The sequence below is a fragment of the Enorma timonensis genome, from assembly GCF_000321165.1.
Classification (GTDB): domain Bacteria; phylum Actinomycetota; class Coriobacteriia; order Coriobacteriales; family Coriobacteriaceae; genus Enorma.
Genome location: NZ_CAPF01000014.1, coordinates 1 through 17,917 on the forward strand (window position 1 = coordinate 1; position 17,917 = coordinate 17,917).

General features: G+C 64.4%; 15 protein-coding genes. 11 read left to right on the forward strand and 4 right to left on the reverse strand.

Annotation, left to right across the window (positions count from 1 at the left end; translation table 11 throughout):
- Positions 1-155: 155 nt before the first annotated feature.
- From BN423_RS01165 to ftsY, 4 genes are read left to right on the forward strand one after another with little or no spacing between them, the layout of a single operon-like run.
- A complete protein-coding gene (locus BN423_RS01165; RefSeq protein ID WP_019238449.1) occupies positions 156-401 on the forward strand; it encodes an acyl carrier protein in 246 nt (81 codons plus the stop codon).
- Between the two features lie 3 nt (positions 402-404).
- On the forward strand, positions 405-1,130 hold the full coding sequence (gene rnc, locus BN423_RS01170; protein WP_019238450.1) for a ribonuclease III: 726 nt from the start codon (positions 405-407) through the stop codon (positions 1,128-1,130).
- Between the two features lie 9 nt (positions 1,131-1,139).
- Positions 1,140-4,676 carry a chromosome segregation protein SMC gene (gene smc / locus BN423_RS01175; RefSeq protein WP_019238451.1) on the forward strand — a complete coding sequence of 1,179 codons (3,537 nt, stop codon included), beginning with the start codon at positions 1,140-1,142 and terminating at the stop codon, positions 4,674-4,676.
- On the forward strand, positions 4,676-5,587 hold the full coding sequence (gene ftsY, locus BN423_RS01180; RefSeq protein ID WP_019238452.1) for a signal recognition particle-docking protein FtsY: 912 nt from the start codon (positions 4,676-4,678) through the stop codon (positions 5,585-5,587). The genes smc and ftsY overlap by 1 nt, the downstream gene beginning before the upstream one ends.
- Before the next feature lie 172 nt (positions 5,588-5,759).
- Here the strand turns inward: ftsY and BN423_RS01185 are convergent, their stop codons facing one another.
- On the reverse strand, positions 5,760-7,124 hold the full coding sequence (locus tag BN423_RS01185) for a hypothetical protein (RefSeq protein ID WP_232385459.1): 1,365 nt from the start codon (positions 7,122-7,124) through the stop codon (positions 5,760-5,762).
- A gap of 467 nt (positions 7,125-7,591) precedes the next feature.
- Between BN423_RS01185 and ffh the strand changes: the two genes are divergently transcribed.
- Complete coding sequence (gene ffh, locus BN423_RS01190; protein ID WP_019238454.1) at positions 7,592-9,079, forward strand: signal recognition particle protein; 1,488 nt, start codon at positions 7,592-7,594, stop codon at positions 9,077-9,079.
- Positions 9,080-9,176: 97 nt separating this feature from the next.
- A complete protein-coding gene (locus BN423_RS01195; protein ID WP_019238455.1) occupies positions 9,177-9,743 on the forward strand; it encodes a hypothetical protein in 567 nt (188 codons plus the stop codon).
- Positions 9,744-9,770: 27 nt separating this feature from the next.
- Here the strand turns inward: BN423_RS01195 and BN423_RS01200 are convergent, their stop codons facing one another.
- Complete coding sequence (locus BN423_RS01200) at positions 9,771-10,595, reverse strand: MerR family transcriptional regulator (protein WP_019238456.1); 825 nt, start codon at positions 10,593-10,595, stop codon at positions 9,771-9,773.
- Positions 10,596-10,728: 133 nt separating this feature from the next.
- On the opposite strand from BN423_RS01200, the gene BN423_RS01205 reads away from it, so the two are divergent.
- From BN423_RS01205 to BN423_RS01220, 4 genes are all read left to right on the forward strand, one after another.
- Entirely contained in the window at positions 10,729-11,388 is a 660-nt protein-coding gene (locus BN423_RS01205; protein ID WP_019238457.1) for a YitT family protein, read from the forward strand.
- Positions 11,389-11,751: 363 nt separating this feature from the next.
- Positions 11,752-12,600, forward strand: a complete 849-nt coding sequence (gene thyA, locus BN423_RS01210; protein WP_019238458.1) for a thymidylate synthase — start codon at positions 11,752-11,754, stop codon at positions 12,598-12,600.
- Positions 12,590-13,105: a dihydrofolate reductase gene (locus BN423_RS01215; protein ID WP_262359003.1), complete on the forward strand. Its 516-nt coding sequence runs from the start codon at positions 12,590-12,592 to the stop codon at positions 13,103-13,105. Before thyA ends, BN423_RS01215 begins: the two co-directional genes overlap by 11 nt.
- A 35-nt stretch (positions 13,106-13,140) precedes the next feature.
- The gene (locus tag BN423_RS01220; RefSeq protein ID WP_019238460.1) at positions 13,141-14,046 is read left to right on the forward strand and encodes a TrmH family RNA methyltransferase; all 906 of its coding nucleotides are present in this window, start codon (positions 13,141-13,143) and stop codon (positions 14,044-14,046) included.
- A gap of 69 nt (positions 14,047-14,115) precedes the next feature.
- Here BN423_RS01220 and BN423_RS01225 read toward each other — a convergent pair whose 3' ends face one another.
- On the reverse strand, positions 14,116-15,510 hold the full coding sequence (locus tag BN423_RS01225; RefSeq protein WP_019238461.1) for an MATE family efflux transporter: 1,395 nt from the start codon (positions 15,508-15,510) through the stop codon (positions 14,116-14,118).
- A gap of 99 nt (positions 15,511-15,609) precedes the next feature.
- Between BN423_RS01225 and ftsH the strand changes: the two genes are divergently transcribed.
- On the forward strand, positions 15,610-17,514 hold the full coding sequence (gene ftsH, locus BN423_RS01230; RefSeq protein ID WP_026088977.1) for an ATP-dependent zinc metalloprotease FtsH: 1,905 nt from the start codon (positions 15,610-15,612) through the stop codon (positions 17,512-17,514).
- Between the two features lie 194 nt (positions 17,515-17,708).
- On the opposite strand, the gene BN423_RS11485 is transcribed toward ftsH, so the two are convergent.
- Positions 17,709-17,906 carry a hypothetical protein gene (locus BN423_RS11485; protein WP_154820287.1) on the reverse strand — a complete coding sequence of 66 codons (198 nt, stop codon included), beginning with the start codon at positions 17,904-17,906 and terminating at the stop codon, positions 17,709-17,711.
- Between the last annotated feature and the right edge of the window lie 11 nt (positions 17,907-17,917).

Here is a 17,917-nt window from a genome sequence, read left to right on the forward strand (position 1 = left end):
GGATGTACAGGAAAACGTCCGCAGTCCCCATTGTCTCAGTGAGTCAATTGAACCCGTCCCCAATGGCTCCATTGACTCAGCAGGAGTTCCTGCCATGGGGTAGAATCGAGGGAGACCATCCACGCCGGGATTCCGGCGACGAGAGGAGAAGCAACATGGACCGCACCGAGATGTTCCAAAAGGTCGCCGACATCGCGAGCGACGTGCTCGGCATCGACGTCGATTCGATCACCGAGGAGACCACCTTCGACGACCTGGACGCCAACTCGCTCGAGCGCCTGCAGCTCGTGACCGCCATCGAGGATGAGTTCGACATCGAGATGGACGAGGAGCGCCTGCTCTCGATCGCGTCCATGTCCGACGCGATCGACGCCATCGTGGCCACGCAGCAGGGGGCATAGGCCTTGCGCATTTCCGAGAAGCTCGCGCTCGCGCAGGAGATCTGCGGCCACGAGTTCCGTGACCGCGACCTTCTGCAGAGCGCCATCACCCACCCGTCCGCCGTGGAGGGCCAGCCGGTCGACGCCTCGTACGAGCGGCTCGAGTTCCTCGGCGACTCGATCCTGGGTTCTGTCGTGGCGCTCGCGCTCTACAAGAGTTATCCCCAGTTCGATGAAGGTCGTCTCACGCGCCTCAAGGTCTCGCTCGTTTCCGGCGTGACGCTTTCCGAGGTCGGCCGCGAGCTCGGCATCGACACCTGCATCATCTTCGGCGCCTCCGAGACCGGCACCGGTGCCCGCGGCCTTTACTCCGCGCTCGAGAACGTTTACGAGTCGCTTGTGGGAGCTCTCTTCCTCGACGGCGGCTGGGAGGCAGCAGAGGCGTTCATCATACGCACCTTAAAGCCGCACCTTGCCGCCGATCGCGCCGAGCATCCCACCAACCCCAAGTCTTACCTGCAGGAATGCGTGCAGCGAGACCATAAGGTGTCGCCTGCCTACAAGCTCGTCGATACCTCCGGCCCTGCGCACGAGCCCGTATTCACCGCCGTGGTGCTCGTCGACGGCGCGCGCCAGGGCAAGGGGACGGGTTCCTCCAAGAAAGAGGCGGAAGCCGCTGCGGCGCTTGATGCCCTTGAGCGCATGGGCTATACCACCGGCGGCGTCATTCTCAATAAGAAGTTCAAGTAAGGGGCGGCCGTGTACCTCAAGTCACTCACCCTGAAGGGCTTCAAGTCGTTCGCTGACCGCGCCCACATGTCGTTCGAACCCGGCCTCACGGTCATCGTCGGCCCCAACGGTTCGGGTAAATCGAACATCTCAGACGCAATCCTTTGGGTACTGGGAGAGCAAAGCGCCAAACAGCTTCGCGGTCAGGCCATGGAGGACGTCATCTTCTCCGGTTCGTCGGCGCGCAAGCCCGTGGGCGTGGCAGAGGTCACGCTCGTCCTCGACAACTCGGATCACGTGCTGCCCGTCGATTTCAACGAGGTCGCCATCACACGCCGCATGTATCGTTCCGGAGAGAGCGAGTACCTCATCAACCAGAGCCCCTGTCGTCTCATGGATATCCAAGATATCTTGCACGATTCTGGCTTGGGCAAGGACACCCACTCCATCATCTCCCAGGGCAAGCTCGATTCCATCCTGCAGAGCCGGCCGGAGGAGCGTCGCGCGCTCATCGAGGAGGCGGCGGGCATTTCGAAACACAAGCGCCGCAAGGAACGCGCCGCTCGCAAGATCAAATCAATGGACGAGCACCTCACGCGTGCCCGTGACATCAGTCGCGAGATCACGCGCCAGCTTCGTCCGCTCGAGCGCCAAGTGGATCGTGCCCGGCGTCACCGCGACCTCACCGAGCGCGCCAACGAGCTCACCCGCATCCTTGCGGTGGACGAGCTTAGGCGCCTGCGTGGCGAATGGGAGGGCTGCGAGCACCGCGCCAAGGAGTGCGATGCTGCCCTCGAGCTCGCGCGCTTTCGTTTAGCGGAGAAGGAGCGGGAGCTCGAGAAGCTCCAGGTGCTGCTTGAGGAGAAAGGCCTCTTTGTGGGCGACCTCGGTGAGCAGCGCCGGCGAATGCAGGACATCATCGGTCGCCTGGGCTCCGACATGCGCCTTTTGGAGGAGAAGGGTCACAACATGGTGAGCCGTCTCTCCGAGATGCGCGGCACCCTTTCTGGCTCTGAGCACCAGCGCCGCCGTGTGAGCGAGGATCTCGAGCAGGCGCGTGCCGCGCTCGACGAGGTTCGGGCTGCGCTTGCTGTGGCTGAAGACGACGTGGCGCAGCTCGAGCCCGCCGCGCGGGCGTCCCATGAGCGCCGCTTGGAGCTCGACGAACGCATCGCCACCTCGACGCGCGAACAGCGCCAGGCGCAGCGCGCCGCAGACGATGCCACGCTCGGACTCGCCCGCGCGCGCGAGGCGCTTTCCAATGCTGAACTGGAAGATTCCATGTTCGCCTCGCGCCTGGAGCAGATCCAGGAGGGCGCGGATAACGTGAGGGCTTCGCTTGAGGCGCGCCGACGCCGTATCGAGGAGCTCGAGGAGCTGCTCGCTTCCGCGCGGGCTGATCTCGACGAGGCTCGTGAGACGAGCGGCAGCGCCGAGCGCGCGCTCGAGGAGCTCCGTGCGAAGGAAACCGAGGCGCGCGGCCGCCTTTCCGAGGTGCGCTCCGAGCTCGCGAGCTTGAAGCGCCTCGACGAGCGCATGGGGGAGTCCTCGGCGCTCGCCGCCGCGCTCGCACGCGATGACCGGCTCGACGTGCAAGCGCGTCTCGGCGATGTGATCGAGGTGCCTGCAGAGCTTGAAGAACTTGTCGAGCAGCTGCTTGCAAGCGATGTCGAGGCGCTCGTGTTCGACAACCGCGAGCGCATGCGTGCGGCAGGGGAGGCAGGCCTGTGCCAGGAGGACGTTTCGGGTACCGCCACGCTCATCGCGCGGGATAGCGCCGGTGCATATGCCGTTCCCGACGCCGCCGGAAGCCGCCTTTTGGACCTCATTCGCGTACGCGAGGGTTATTTTGAGGCTGTTTCGTCGCTTCTCGGCCATGTCTATCTCGTCGATTCGCTCGTGGAAGCGCTCGCTGCCCCCGTTGTCCCCGGCGTCGTCTACGTGAGCCGGGATGGGGCGCGCGTGGGTGCGAGCGGCGTCGTTCGCCTGGGCAAGCAGGCGGATTCGTCTGCGGGCATCCTTGAGCGCAAGCGCCGCATCCGCGAGCTCGATGATATCGAGCCCGATCTTTCCACGGTTTTCGATGAGGCTTCGGCGCGCGTGGTGGAAGGCCAGCGTGCGCTCGATGTGGCACGAGCTGCGGAGCGCGATGCTGCAGGCGAGATCGCCCAGCTCGAGGGTGAGCTTCGTTCCGCTCGTGAGGAGACGGGCAGACTCGAGCAGTCGCTCGTGAGCACGCAGGCCGAGTATTCGAAGCTCGAGCGGCGACGTGCGGAGGTTGCCGAGCAGGCACGCGCCGCCGCCCCGCGCGCCGAGGAGCTCGAGCGCGCCCGCGATGAGGCACGGGCGAAGGCCGGTGAGCTCGCCCAGGAAATCGCTGAAGCAACCGATGAGCTCGATCGTCTGCGTCGCGAGGATGCGGAAGCTGCCACCAAGCTTGGCGACGCCCGCGTCCGCCGTGCCCAGGCTTCGGAGCGCGTCCGCTCGCTCGAGGGTCGCGTGCCCGAACTCGAGCGGCGCCTCGAGGGACTCGATCGCCGTATCCGTGCCACGACGCAGGCGGCTCGTTCGCTCGAGGTGCTGCGTCTACGCGTTGACCCGCTACACGATCGTTACACCGCGCTATCCGAGCGCGCGACGGAGTGGGCGGCGCGCTTGCGCGACCAGGCATCGCTTGAGGAGGCCGATTCCGCTTCGCTCAAGAAGACCATCGAGGACGCCAAGACCGAGGTTGCCGCTGCGAAGGCGGAGGTCGACGAAGCGATGTCTGCCCAGAGTTCCGTGCAGGTTGAACGCGGCAAGCTCGAGGTGCAGGTGGAAAGCGCGATTCAGGCCATCACGGCCGACGGCACGACGGTGCTCGAAGAAGCGCTCATGCTGCCGGAGCCCGAAGATCGCGATGCGTGCATGCGCGAGCTGCAAGACCTCGTGCGCCAGATCAACAACTTAGGTCCGGTGAACCAGGTCGCTATGGAGGAATATGAGCGCCTGCGCGAGCGCGCGGACTACATCGCCGCCCAGCTCGCCGATCTCGAGGCGGCGCGCAAGTCGCTCACGAAGATCAGCGCTGCGATCGATCGCAAGATGCGCACCGCCTTCCTTACCACCTTCGAGAAGGTCGACGAGAACTTCCGCGAGGTCTTCGCCATGCTCTTCCCGGGAGGTCAGGCGCATCTCGAGATGACCGACCCCGAACATCCGAGCGAGACCGGCATCGAGGTGGTGGCTCAGCCCCGCGGCAAGCGCATCACGAAGATGACGCTTATGAGCGGTGGCGAGAAGAGCCTCACGGCGCTCGCGCTGCTCTTCGCCGTGTACCGCACGCGTACGGTGCCGTTCTATGTGCTCGACGAGGTCGAGGCCGCTCTCGACGATTCGAATCTCTCCAAGCTGCTCGACGCCATCGATGTGCTGCGCCGCTCCACGCAGCTTTTGGTGGTGTCGCACCAGCGGCGCACCATGGAGGACGCTGACGTGCTCTACGGTGTATCGATGCAGGCAGACGGCGTGAGCCGTGTGGTGAGCCAGAAGCTCGACCGCGCAACAGGAAAGGTCGTGGATGCATAATGGGATTGTTTGACGCGCTCGCGCGCGGGCTCGAGCGCAGCCGCGAGGCCATCAACGAGCTCTTCTACTTCGGCGGCGAGGTCACCGAAGATTTCTGGGAAGAGCTCGAGGATACGCTCGTCATGGGCGACATGGGTGCCGAGATCGCCATGGACGTCTCGGACGATCTGCGCGACCTTGCCGCGCGCAAGAACCTGAAGACCGCCGACCAGCTCCGTGAGGCGCTCGCCGATAAACTCGAGCAGCGCTTCACGTCCATCGAGGTCGATCCGTTTCGCGAGACTCCCTCATGCGTGCTCTTCGTTGGGATCAACGGCGCCGGCAAGACGACGACCGTGGGAAAGATCGCGAGCGCCGCGCACGAGGCGGGCAAGCGTGTGGTGATCGGTTCGGCCGACACGTTCCGCGCTGCCGCTATCGAACAGCTCGATGTGTGGGGCCAGCGTGCGGGGGTGCCCGTGGTGAAGCGCGACCGCGGCTCCGACCCCGCGAGCGTGTGCTATGACGTGCTCGATGAGGCCGACAAGCAGAACGCCGACCTCGTGCTCATCGATACGGCGGGGCGCCTGCACACCTCGAGCGACCTTATGCGCGAGCTTGCAAAGGTCGTGAATGTCACGCGCAAGCGCGCGGAGAAGTGCGCTGCCGGCCCCATGCCCGTACGTGTCGTGCTGGTAATCGATGCCGGTACCGGACAAAACGGCCTCAACCAGGCACTTGAGTTCAACGAGGCACTCGGCCTCGACGGCATCATCTTGACGAAGCTCGACGGCACCGCCAAGGGCGGCATCGCGCTCGCCGTGTCCTCTAAGCTCGGCCTTCCCATCTACCGTGTGGGCGTAGGGGAGCGTATCGAGGACCTGCAAGAGTTCGATGCCCACGACTTCTGCCGCGCCCTCGTAGGAGCGTAAGCGGTGCGTCTTCGCCAGCCATCGGGGACGGGGGTTATTGGCTGGCGAACCAACCGGCGAGCCGACAAAGCCGCCAGCCAATAACCCCCGTCCCCGATGGCTGGCGTGAGTGCGGGGTGCACGTGTGATGCGTGCACCCCGCACTTCATTGCGTCCGGTGGATTATGAGGCGTTACTTTGCAGCGCTCGCAAGCCAGTCCCACATGTCGAGACCGTTTTCATCGGTGCATTCGCCGTTGAAGAAGTAAATCCATGCCTCGTGGCCCTGCTCAAAGGTATATCCCGCGAATTCACCATTGAGAATCGTTGCGTCGTCGTATGCCGAGACGTGCAGATCGGTAGCTCCTGCTGCCTCGAGGCGCTCGATCGTAGGATCTTCGTAGATGGTGGGGTCGACCACGATGTCTGCATGCGTGTAGACGAACCACATCGGGATGTCCTTGACCGACTCGATCATTTCGTCGGTAATACCGGAATCCTTGTACGCCTCGCTGATGGGGAAGGCGGCGGCGAAATAGTCCGGGCGCTCGAAAACGAGGTCGAGCGTGAGGTAGCCACCGTTCGAGCAACCGCCTACCAGGATGCGACCGGGGTCGATGTCGGGGCGCTCTTCGACATAGGAATCGATGAGCTCCAAGACGGCGGGCTTCCAGATCGAATCCGTACCGGGATTGTCGAGGACATCAGCGTCTCCCATGCCGTCATATTGGAGCCAGAAGCCGTCGCATTGCGGAATGAGGATGTACGCGCCATTCATGGTGCCTTGGAAATCGTCTTGAACAAGCGACGTGCACTTGGTGTCATAGACCGCCATTCTCACATCGGTGCCACCGCCGCCTGCACCGTGGAGCCAGACGACGAGAGGATGCTTTTGATCGTCCGCTTCCGGCTCGAAGGAGGCGTAGGTAAGCGCGGTACCGTCGCTTGCTTCGAAGGATTCGCTTGAATACTGGTCCATGACGGGGCAGTACATGGAATCGATGAGTCCTTCGGTGGAAACTTCGAGCGTCTCTACGGGCGTTCCGTCCGCAAATGCGAGACCGGCATCCTCGCTGAGCGCGATGTTGAGCTCATAGGGGTCGCTCCAGAAGTTCATGCTCTTCGAGTCGAGCCAGATCTGGCAATTGCCATCGGAAGGTCCAACCGTCATATCCAGCGTGATGTAGCGAGATGCCTCTTCGACCTTATTGCCCTTTTCGTCGCTGGGATAGGCATCGGTTACCGTGCGTTCGTGCTCAACCACCCCTACGCCGTCCTCAGCATCGGGGTCGTCGACATAGTCTTGTCGACGATCGGAGACGGTGAATGCTGCGGCACCCACAGTCTCGGGATCGATTTCGCTGCCAAAGTCGATCACCGTTTTTGTAACGTTCGGGCCCCAATCAAAGCCTTCGACAACGATCATTTGAGTTGCCGCTACATTACTTGAGGGAGTCTCCTGCGAACCTGTCGCAGCGCCAGACGAGCAACCTGCGAGCGCCATAGCCATACCCGCCGTTCCCGTTGCAATAAACGACCTGCGTGTGATTGAGGGCATATGTGCCTCCTTGAGTCTGAAGACCTCCTTGAATTAGTTTCGTATGCATACGTTGTCTTGAATCTTAATACCAGTTAGAGCTATATGTCTTATGCTGAAATTAATACCGGTGAACGGATGCTATAGGTTGGTAGACGGCAGAATGAGCATTATCCCAGTAAAAGTTTCGATCTTTACTCCATAAAAACCCTTATCCAATCCAATCTAAAATGAAACCACTAATGGCTCCTATGCCGAAGCCTGTCCCCAAACACCGCAAAAGGCAACGTTATGTACCCGTCCCCTTTTGAAGCATCCCTGCGGTACAATACTAGCATCTGCATATTCGCCGCGAGTACGTATCTCCCGTCGCGGACCGGCGTCCTGAACCATCCATCGCGAGTTCCGCAGCGCGCAGCGCGAGGACTGTTTGAGCAGGGGACGGTTCAGGACGCCGGGACGTCGGGTGTCATACGATAGGAGCCCTCATGTTCAACAACCTCTCCGACCGCCTGAACGACACCTTCGACCGCCTGCGCGGCAAGGGCAAGCTCACCGAGGCCGATATCACGAGCGCGATGCGCGACATCCGTATGGCGCTGCTCGAGGCGGACGTGAACTTCAAGGTCGTGAAGGATTTCGTCGCCGCCACGAAGGAGCGCTGCCTCACCGCTGAGGTGCTCGAGTCGCTCACACCGGCGCAAAACGTCGTGCGCATCGTGCTCGACCAGCTCATCGAGCTTCTCGGTTCCACGGAGAGCAAGCTCGTGCTCTCGAGCCGCATTCCCAACGTCATCATGCTCGTGGGTCTGCAGGGCTCTGGTAAGACCACTGCGGCGGTGAAGCTTGCCTACCTGCTCAAGAAGCAGGGTAAGAGCCCGCTCCTCGCGGCGTGCGACGTCTACCGTCCCGCCGCAGCCGATCAGCTCGCCACGCTCGGTGGCGAGATCGGCGTGCCGGTGTTCCGCGGCGATGGCCAGCACCCGGTCGAGATCGCCCAGGGAGCCATCCGCGAGGCGGTCGACCATATGCGCGACGTGGTGATCGTTGACACCGCCGGCCGTCTGCAGATCGACGAGCAGATGATGCAAGAGGCCGTCGACATCAAGCGCGCCGTGAAACCCGACCAGGTGCTCATGGTCGTCGATGCCATGACCGGCCAGGATATCGTGAACGTCGTCTCGACCTTTGCTGAGCGCACGGATTTCGACGGCGTCATCATCTCCAAGCTCGACGGCGACGCCCGCGGCGGCGGCGCGCTCTCCGTCCGCGCCGTGACCGGCAAGCCCATCAAGTTCGTGTCGATGGGCGAGAAGCCCGACTCGCTCGAGGTCTTCAGCCCCGACCGCATGGCCAAGCGCATCCTCGGCATGGGCGACGTGGTGGGCATCATCGAGAAGGCGCAGGAGGTCGCGGACGCCCAGAAGCTCGAGGACGCCGAGCGCATGCTGCGCGACGGCCTCACCATGAACGACCTCCTCGACCAGATGCGCATGCTCAAGAAGATGGGCGGCATGAAGTCGCTCATCGGCATGCTGCCCGGCGGCCAGCGCATGCTCAACCAGATGGGCGGCAACTTCGACGAGTCGATGCTCGACAAGATCGAGGCCATGATCCAGTCCATGACCGCCAAGGAGCGCCTGAAGCCCTCGATCATCAACGGCCAGCGCCGCGCCCGCATCGCGCGCGGTTCCGGCACCACCCCCACCGATGTGAACAACCTCATGAAGCAGTGGGGCGAGATGAACAAGATGATGGGCAAGATGCGCGCGATGACGCAGCAGGCCCAGGGCGGCAAGAAGGGCAAGAAGGGGAAGAAGGGCAAGAAGATGCGCATGCCCGGCATGCCCGGGATGGGCGCCATGCCCGGCTTCGGTGGCGGCAGCCACTTCGCCGGCATGGGCGGCGGCTCCGGGAACGCGGACATGGACATGCTCCGCGCCATGGAGCAGCAGATGAAGGGCAAGAAGTTCTAGGGGTTCCTTCCTCTCGGTAGCTATTTGCTATATGACGCGCATGGGAGATGCACTATGCTGGGTGCATCTCCCATGTGTTCTTGAGGGAGGGATTGCGGTGAAGGGTCTCGTCGTTCTGTTCTTGATGCTCGCCCTTGCAGGCTGCTCGTCGGCGCCCGCGTCGCATGGCGTGGTGCATTCCTTCCCCAAGATGTCTTCGTTCATCATCGCCGACGCGTTCGGTTCGACCGCGATGCAAGCGGCAGACGATGTGGCCGAGCGCGTGAGTTCCGAGCAATCCAGCCAATCTGCGCCCATTGCTCCCGATGCGTCAATCATGCAGTCCATGTCCTGCGAGCCCTTGGATGACGGCTTGCTCGAGGAGATGGACATCTACTTCGGCACTCCGACCCGTGCCGTGCAGGTCGAGGTCGGCGAGGGGATGCAAGACGGGGAGACGTGGTGGGTCGTGGTGATGGACTCGCCGCCGGATGATTCCTACCAGTGGGGGCTGCGCGCGTTTCTCACCAACGCGCCGGGAGTGGAGCACGTCGACCAGTGGGTCTGGATACCCATCGATCTCGACAGCGACGACCCCTGGGAGAACGTCTCCTGGGATACCGAGCGACTCGTCCGGGCGCAGTCGGCGCTCACCGTCGCCCTCGAAGGACTGGACGCATCCTAGTGCGTATCGTGTGCGCCGTTCTGCGGGCTATTCGGCTGCTTGAAGAATTTCGACGCGCGTGAGGAACTCGTCCTCGCGCACGGTGTCGCGGTTGTCGATCTCGTAGATCTCGAAGGGGGAGGCGTCCGCGCAGAGGCCGTCCGTGCCGCGCGCTTCCGCGAGCCGCTGCAACGCCACGGCATCCTGCGCATAGGGGCCGCGATAGCGGTAGGTGAGGTAGCGCCCGGCGGGCAGCTCGAAGTCGCAGGGCACTTGAGCGTCGTCGATGACGAAGAACACGGATCCGAACACGTCCGCGCGGCCGGCGGCAAGCGCGTCGCGGTCGAAGAACGCGCCGACCGTCATTGTGCCCAGCAGGGGCAGCTGCTCGTCGTAGCGGCGATGGAGGCGCGAGATGAAGAGGTCCATCTCCTCGTCGCGCTCGAGCCGGCCGGAGAGCTGCACGCAACGGCGGAGCGGCATGTGTTCGACGGTGACCTCGCCGGTCACGGCGTCGCGGGCGGCATCGAGGCGCGCCTGCCGCTCGGCAAGCGCCGCCTTGCGCTCCGTAAGGCTCGCGATCTGCTGCTCGATGAGGCGCGTCTCGTCGGCGATCAGGCGCTCGGTGCTCTCGAGGTCCTGCCGGTCGAGGTATGCGCCGATCGCATCCATGCCGAGCCCGAGGTTCCTGAGCTCCTTGATGCAGGCGAGCTTGTACATGTCCGAGAGGCTGTAGATGCGGTAGCCGTTCGCCGCCCGCGCCGGCGCGAGGATGCCGAGGCGCTCGTAGTAGCGCAGCGAATCGATGCCGATGCCGAAGAGCCGCGAGACCTCGCTGATGGTATAGCTGTCCTTGATGCGCGGTGAATCCATGAGGCCTCCACGTTGGTCGCTTGACCCTGGTATCGTACCAGAGTTTACCCTATCCACTCGGTTAGGGACGAAGCGATTGATTGATGGAGTGAGAACCATGTTCTCCCGGGTATTGAGGACGGCACAACGGAAATTGAAGGAATTTCGGGCGACGGCGAGCCCGCGCGAGCTGCTGCGGCGCTTCGCGACCATCGCGCTCGGCTGCGCGATCCTCACCTTTGGCATGCATAACATCCACCAGGTGGTGGGGATCACCGAGGGTGGCGTGCTCGGCGGCATCCTCCTGCTCAACCATTGGTTCGGTATCGATGCCTCCATCGCCTCGCCGCTGCTCGACGCGGTCTGCTACATCCTCGGGTTCTTCGTGCTCGGCGCCGGCTTCCTGGGCTGGTCGGCCGTGGCGAGCGTGCTGCTCGCGCTTTTCTATGCCCTGTGGGAGCACCTGCCGCACCTGTTCCCCGACCTCTCAGCGTATCCGCTGCTCGCGGCCATCGCGGGCGGCATCTTCATTGGCGTGGGCGCCGGGCTTGTGGTGCGCAGCAATGCGTCTGCCGGCGGCGACGATGCGCTCGCGCTCTCCATCCATAAGCTCACCGGGCTCAAGCTCGCGCGCTGCTACCTCTTCAGCGACCTTTCGGTGCTTCTGCTCTCGCTGTCCTACATCCCCGTGACGAAGATCGCGTTCTCGCTCGTGACGGTGTTCATCTCGTCGCCGCTCATCGATGTCATCGTGGGGTTCGGACGGGACGAGGCTCCCGTCGACGAGGGAGAGGACGGCCTCGCGCCGGCGTAACGAGTGCGCGCGAGGTTTTCGTGTGCCAAGGGGAGCGTTTTCGGGGCGTCATCGGGCGGGAGGCCGTCCGGTGGCGCCCTGTTTCGTGCTTGCGACTGGGCTTCAGATAGGTTCGAGCCTCGATACTGTGTGGAAATGAGAACACCTCGAGTAGCCGCCAGAATCTGAGGACAAAACCCCAGTTCGCGTTCACCTAACATGCGGCTCTACTTCGGCTGCTTGGAATCCCACACAGATTCGGGGCTCGAACATGGTTGCGCGGCCGCGGCACGCCATTGTGTGCGCCTGGCGAGCGTTCGCGCGCAACGCGTCGCCTTGCTTTAGAATGGGTTCCGCAAGCATTCGGTGGGATGGGGAGGCGCCATGAGCAAGGCGGACCAGCTGTTCGTGAAGATGTGCACGGACATTCTCGAGCACGGCACCACGACCGAGGGCGAGAAGGTGCGCCCGCGCTGGGAGGACGGCACGCCCGCCTACACCATCAAGAACTTCGGCGTGACCGCTCGCTACGACCTGCGCGAGGAGTTCCCGGCGCTCACGCTGCGCCGTACGGCACTGAAATCGGCCATGGACGAGATCCTCTGGATCTACCAGCGCAAATCGAACAACATCCACGACCTGCACTCCCATATCTGGGACGAGTGGGCGGACGAGACGGGCTCCATCGGCAAGGCCTACGGCTACCAGATCGCCCAGAAGTCGCACTACCCCGAGGGCGACTTCGACCAGATGGACCGCGTGCTCTACGACCTCACGCATACCCCGTTCTCGCGGCGCATCATGACGAACATGTACACCTTCGCCGACCTTTCCGAGATGCACCTCTACCCCTGCGCGTATAGCGTCACCTACAACGTCACGCAGGGCGCGGGCGACGAGCGCCCCACGCTCAACATGTGCCTCATGCAGCGCAGCCAGGACATCCTCGCGGCTAACAACTGGAACGTGTGCCAGTACGCGATCCTGCTCATGATGGTCGCGCAGTGCGTGGACATGGTGGCGGGCGAGCTTCTGCACGTCATCGTGGACGCGCACATCTACGACCGTCACGTGGACATCGTGCGCGAGCTCATCCAGCGCCCGCAGTACCCCGCGCCGAAGGTGTCGCTCAACCCCGCGGTCAAGAACTTCTACGATTTCACGACCGACGACCTCATCGTCGAGGATTATCAGACCGGACCGCAGGTGAAGGGAATCCCCATTGCAGTGTAGATTGAAGGCCATCGTCGCGGTGTGCGACGACTGGGGCATCGGCCGCGACGGGGACATGCTCGTCACGAACCGCGCGGACATGCGGCATTTCGTGCGCTGCACCTCGGGGCACGCGGTCATCATGGGTCGCAAGACCCTGGAGAGCTTCCCCGGGGGCAAGCCGCTCAAGGACCGCCGCAATATCGTGCTCACGCGGGATGCGGCGTTCGCGCGCGAAGGCGTCGAGGTCGTGCATTCCGTTGACGAGGCGCTCGCTGCCGTGGCGGGGGAGGACGAGGCCTGGGTCATCGGCGGCGCCGAGGTGTACCGGCAGCTGCTGCCCCTGTGCTGCGCGGTCGTGGTGACCAAGAACCGCTGCACGCGCCCCGCGGACGCGTTCTTCCCGAACCTCGACGAGGACCCGGCCTGGCACATCGCCGCAACGGACGGCGGCCATGTGGTGGAGCCGGGCGAGGGCGACGCGGGTATGGCGTACGACTTCGTGACCTACGAGCAGGGCATGTAAAATAACCCCTGGGGTAATTTTACATGGGGAGTGGCATGGTTCAGGTTCAATACATCGCAGACCTCGGAGATTCGCGTCTCGACGCGTACGCGCGCCTCACCGAACGGCAGCTCAGAAGCGTCCTCGAGCCCGAGAAGGGCATCTTCATCGCCGAGAGCGCCAAGGTGATCGAGCGCGCGCTCGCCGCCGGGCTCGAGCCGGTGAGCTTCCTCATGGGGGAGCGCTGGCTCGAGCAGTTCACGCCGGTCTTCCACGACCTCGAGGTGGAGTGCCCCGGCCTCGACGTGCCGGCCTTCATCGCACCCATGGAGCTCATGGAGGAGCTCACCGGGTTCAACGTGACACGGGGCGCGCTCGCGGCGTTCCGCCGCCCGGCTATGCCGGATGCGCGCGCCTTCCTGGACGGGCTCGTCGCGCGCGCGGATGGCCGCCCGGTGCGCGTCTGCGTGCTCGAGGGCATCGTCGACCACACGAACGTGGGCGCGATCTTCCGCAGCGCGGCGGCGCTCAACGTCGACGGCATCCTCGTGAGCCCCACGTGCTGCGACCCCCTGTACCGCCGTGCGGTGCGCGTCTCCATGGGGACGGTCTTCCAGGTCCCGTGGACGCGCCTGGGCACCACGGCGCGCGCGTGGCCGGCCGACGGCCTTTCGGTGCTGCATGAGGCGGGGTTCTCCTGCGCGGCGATGGCGCTCGCCGACGACTCGCGCTCGCTTGATGACCCGTCGCTCGTCGAGATCGACCGCCTCGCGCTCTTCATGGGCACGGAGGGCGACGGCCTCTCCGCGCGCACGATCGAGGGCTGCGACCTCACGATCCGCATTCCCATGGCGCGCGGCGTGGATTCGCTCAACGTGGCCGCGGCGTCGGCCGTGGCGTTCTGGCAGCTCTGCCCCCACGCGACGAACAGCTACCACTACCAGCACGGACGCTATGCGTAACGGCGGGGCTCGCGTGAGCGACCCACCCTGCGTCGTGCCTCTCGTATTATCTTCCCGGCGCCGCCTGCGCTAGATCGCGAGCTCGCGCCGCTCCGCGCGCTTCTCGGCGAGGTGCAGCCATCCGCCCCAGTGATGGTAGGCGACGAACAGGATCGCGGTGAGGATCCACGTCACCGGGTACACCATGAGCATGGTCTCGATGCTGTGGTGGAGCGGAACCACGGCGAGCAGCCAGATGAGGCGGAAGACCACGGTGCCGAGGATCGTGAGCAGCATCGGTCGCAGGCTCTCGCCCGACCCGCGGATCGCGCCCGAGGTGTTGTCTACGATGGAATAGAACAGGTAGAACGGCGCGATGAAGTGGATCATCGTCGTGGTGTAGGCGGTCACGGCCGGGTCGTCGATGAAGATGCGCGATAGCGGCCCCACGAAGGCGACGAGGAGCGCCGAGAGGCTTCCCACGAGTGCGACCGTGATGGCGAGCGAGGTATGGTAGCCGCGCCGCATGCGCTCGTAGTTGCGCGCGCCGAAGTTCTGCGCGGCGAACGTCGTCACCGAGACCCCGAGCGCTTCGGTGACCATCCACACGATGGCGTCGAGGCGGCTCGAGAGCCCCCAGCCGGTGACGGCATCGGTGCCGAACGTGTTCACGGTCGACTGCAGGATGATGTTCGAGAACGAGTAGACCGAGGACTGGATGCCGAGCGGGAGCCCCGTGGCGAGCATGCTGCGGCAGATGCGGCCGTCGATCCTCAAGCGCCGCAGGTCGAGCCGCCACGCGCCCTGGGCGCGCATGAGCCGGCGCGTCATGAAGGCCGCGTTCACCGTGAGCGTGAGGGCGGTTGCGAGGCCGCATCCGAGCGCCTCCAGATGGAGCACCGCCACGAAGAGAATGTCGAGCGCGGCGTTGATGACGCAGCCGCTCGCGATGATCATCGCCGGGGTGCGCGTGTCGCCCACGGAGCGCAGCAGCGCCGAGCCCATGTTGAGCACGAGCGAGCACACCATGGCGGCGGCGTAGCAGCGGGCATAGGGCACGGCCTCGGGCATGAGGTCGGCGGGCGTGCCCATGGCGGCGAGGATGTGGGGCGTGAAGGCCACGCCGGCGACCGAGATGGCGAGCCCGCCCGCGAGCGCGAGGGTCATGGCGGTGTGGATGGAGCGCGAGAGCCGCTCGTCGTCGCGGCTGCCGAAGAACTGCCCGGAGATGACGGCGCACCCGGCGCCCACGCCCACCGAGAAGCCGATGGCGAGCTCGAAGAGCGAGGCGCACGCCTGTACGCCGCCAAGCGCGAGCTTCCCGCCGAACTGCCCCAAGATGAACGTGTTGATGAGGGCATGCGCCTGCTGGAAGAAGGAGCTCAGGAAGATGGGGACGCACAGCAGCAGGAGCTGCTGCCAGATGACGCCCTCCGTCACGTCGAGCGATGCTGCGGCGGTGTGCGCCTGCTTGCGTCTCAGCATGGACCGTGCCCCCTCCCGGTGCGGTAAACTTTTTTGATTAGCGGTGGTACCGTTGGGTATCTTACTATCACTGCAAGTCGGATGGATGGAGTTTCACCCATGGAGATGGATGACCATAAACGTAGACGGAACATGATCCTCTACGTCCTGATCGCGCTCGTGGTGTACCTCGTGCTGAACACGCTGCTGTTCCCGAACATGGCGCGCCAGGTGCAGATCGAGGACGTGGATTACAGCCAGTTCCTGAACGACCTCGAGGCCAAGAAGGTCGATGCGGTCCAGTACACGGAGGGCGACTACACGGCGCTCTACACCATGAAGGGCGGCGACGGGAGCGTCGCGTACCAGTGCACGGTGATGCCGAACGACTCGGGCCTCACCGACCGCATCATGGACGCGGGCGCCTCGCTCGATGTCATCATCCCCAACACCGACTCGAGCATCTGGACGTATTACCTGCTCACGCTCGGCGTGCCGCTCCTCATCTTCTTCGGCATCGGCTGGTGGCTCAACCGCCGCATGAAGAAGGCCATGGGCGATGACGGCCCGAGCATGAACTTCGGCAGCGGCGGCTTCGGCGGAGGCATGGGCGGCGGGCTCGGTAAGAGCGGCGCTCGCATCGTCGCCTCCAAGGACGTCGGCGTGACCTTCAAGGACGTCGCCGGCCAGGAGGAGGCCAAGGAATCGCTCAAGGAGGTCGTGGACTTCCTCGAGAACCCCAAGCGCTACGAGGACATCGGCGCGCGCCTGCCGCGCGGCGCCTTGCTCGTGGGCCCTCCGGGCACCGGTAAGACGCTGCTCGCCAAGGCGGTCGCCGGCGAGGCGGGCGTGCCGTTCTTCAGCATCTCGGGTTCCGAGTTCGTCGAGATGTTCGTGGGCCGCGGCGCCGCGAAGGTGCGCGACCTCTTCAAGCAGGCGAACGAGAAGGCGCCCTGCATCGTGTTCATCGACGAGATCGACGCCGTGGGTAAGCGCCGCGACCAGGGGCTTTCCACGAACGACGAGCGCGAGCAGACGCTGAACCAGCTTCTCACGGAGATGGACGGCTTCGACAACCACAAGGGCATCGTGGTGCTCGCCGCCACGAACCGCCCCGATTCGCTCGACCCGGCGCTCCTGCGCCCCGGCCGCTTCGATCGGCGCATCCCCGTCGAGCTGCCGGACCTCGCCGGCCGCAAGGCCATCCTGGAGCTCCATGCCAAGGACGTGAAGATCCAGCCGCCCATCGACCTCACCGCCATCGCGCGCGCCACGCCGGGCGCCTCGGGCGCCGACCTGGCGAACATCATCAATGAAGGCGCGCTCCGCGCCGTGCGCCAGGGCCGTACCCGCGCCACGCAGGAGGACTTCGAGGAATCGGTTGAGGTCGTCATCGCCGGCCAGCAGCGCAAGTCCACCGTGCTTTCCGACCACGAGAAGCAGGTCGTGTCCTACCACGAGATCGGCCACGCCATCGTCGCGGCGAGCATGAAGGAGGGCGCGCCGGTCACGAAGATCACTATCGTGCCCCGCACCTCCGGTGCGCTCGGCTACACCATGCAGGTGGAGGAGGACGAGAAGTTCCTCACCACGCGCCAGGAGGCGCTCGACAAGCTCGCCGTGTACTGCGGCGGCCGTGCGGCCGAGGAGCTCATCTTCAACGAGATGACCACCGGTGCCGCCAACGACATCGAGCAGGCCACGAAGCTCGCGCGCAACATGATCACGCGCTTCGGCATGTCCTCGGAGTTCGGCATGATGGCGCTGGGCACGGTGCAGAACGCCTACCTCTCGCAGGATACGTCGCTCACCTGCGCCCCGGGTACCGCCGAGCGGGTCGACGAGGATGTGCGCAAGCTCATCGAGGAGGCGCATGCCCGCGCGCTGCAGATCTTGAAGGAGAACAAGTTCAAGCTGCATGAGCTCGCGCGCTACCTGTATAAGAAGGAGACGATCACCGGCCAGGAGTTCATGACGCTCCTGAAGCGGGAGAACCCGCTCATGCCGCCGAAGCCGGCGGAGTAAGAGCGCGCATACGCCCCGCCCCCAGGCATATCCGTCTGTGCTCAGACAGTCCTCGAAAAGCCCGCCTTTGGCGGGCTTTTCTGCGGAACTGCGCCAGACGGATATGCCTGGGGGCGGGGCAAAGCGTTATCTCCCGTCGGCTTTGGCGGCATGCAGAGGCGGGGTGACGGGATATATTGGGGTTGAGGGGCGCGTTAGGCGTCCTTGTTGGGGGTCGTGTCGTCGCTGTTGCGTTTGGCCGTGGTCGTATCGATCACGGTGTTCCCGATTCTGTCGAGGAGCGCCGAGACGAGCGAGACGATCACGTCACGGACCGGGTAGACGTCGACGAGAGGGACGTTCGTTAATTCCTGTCGCGTGCGCTTGCGATGGGCGCTGCGCGCTTCCATCATGGAGGGAGCGA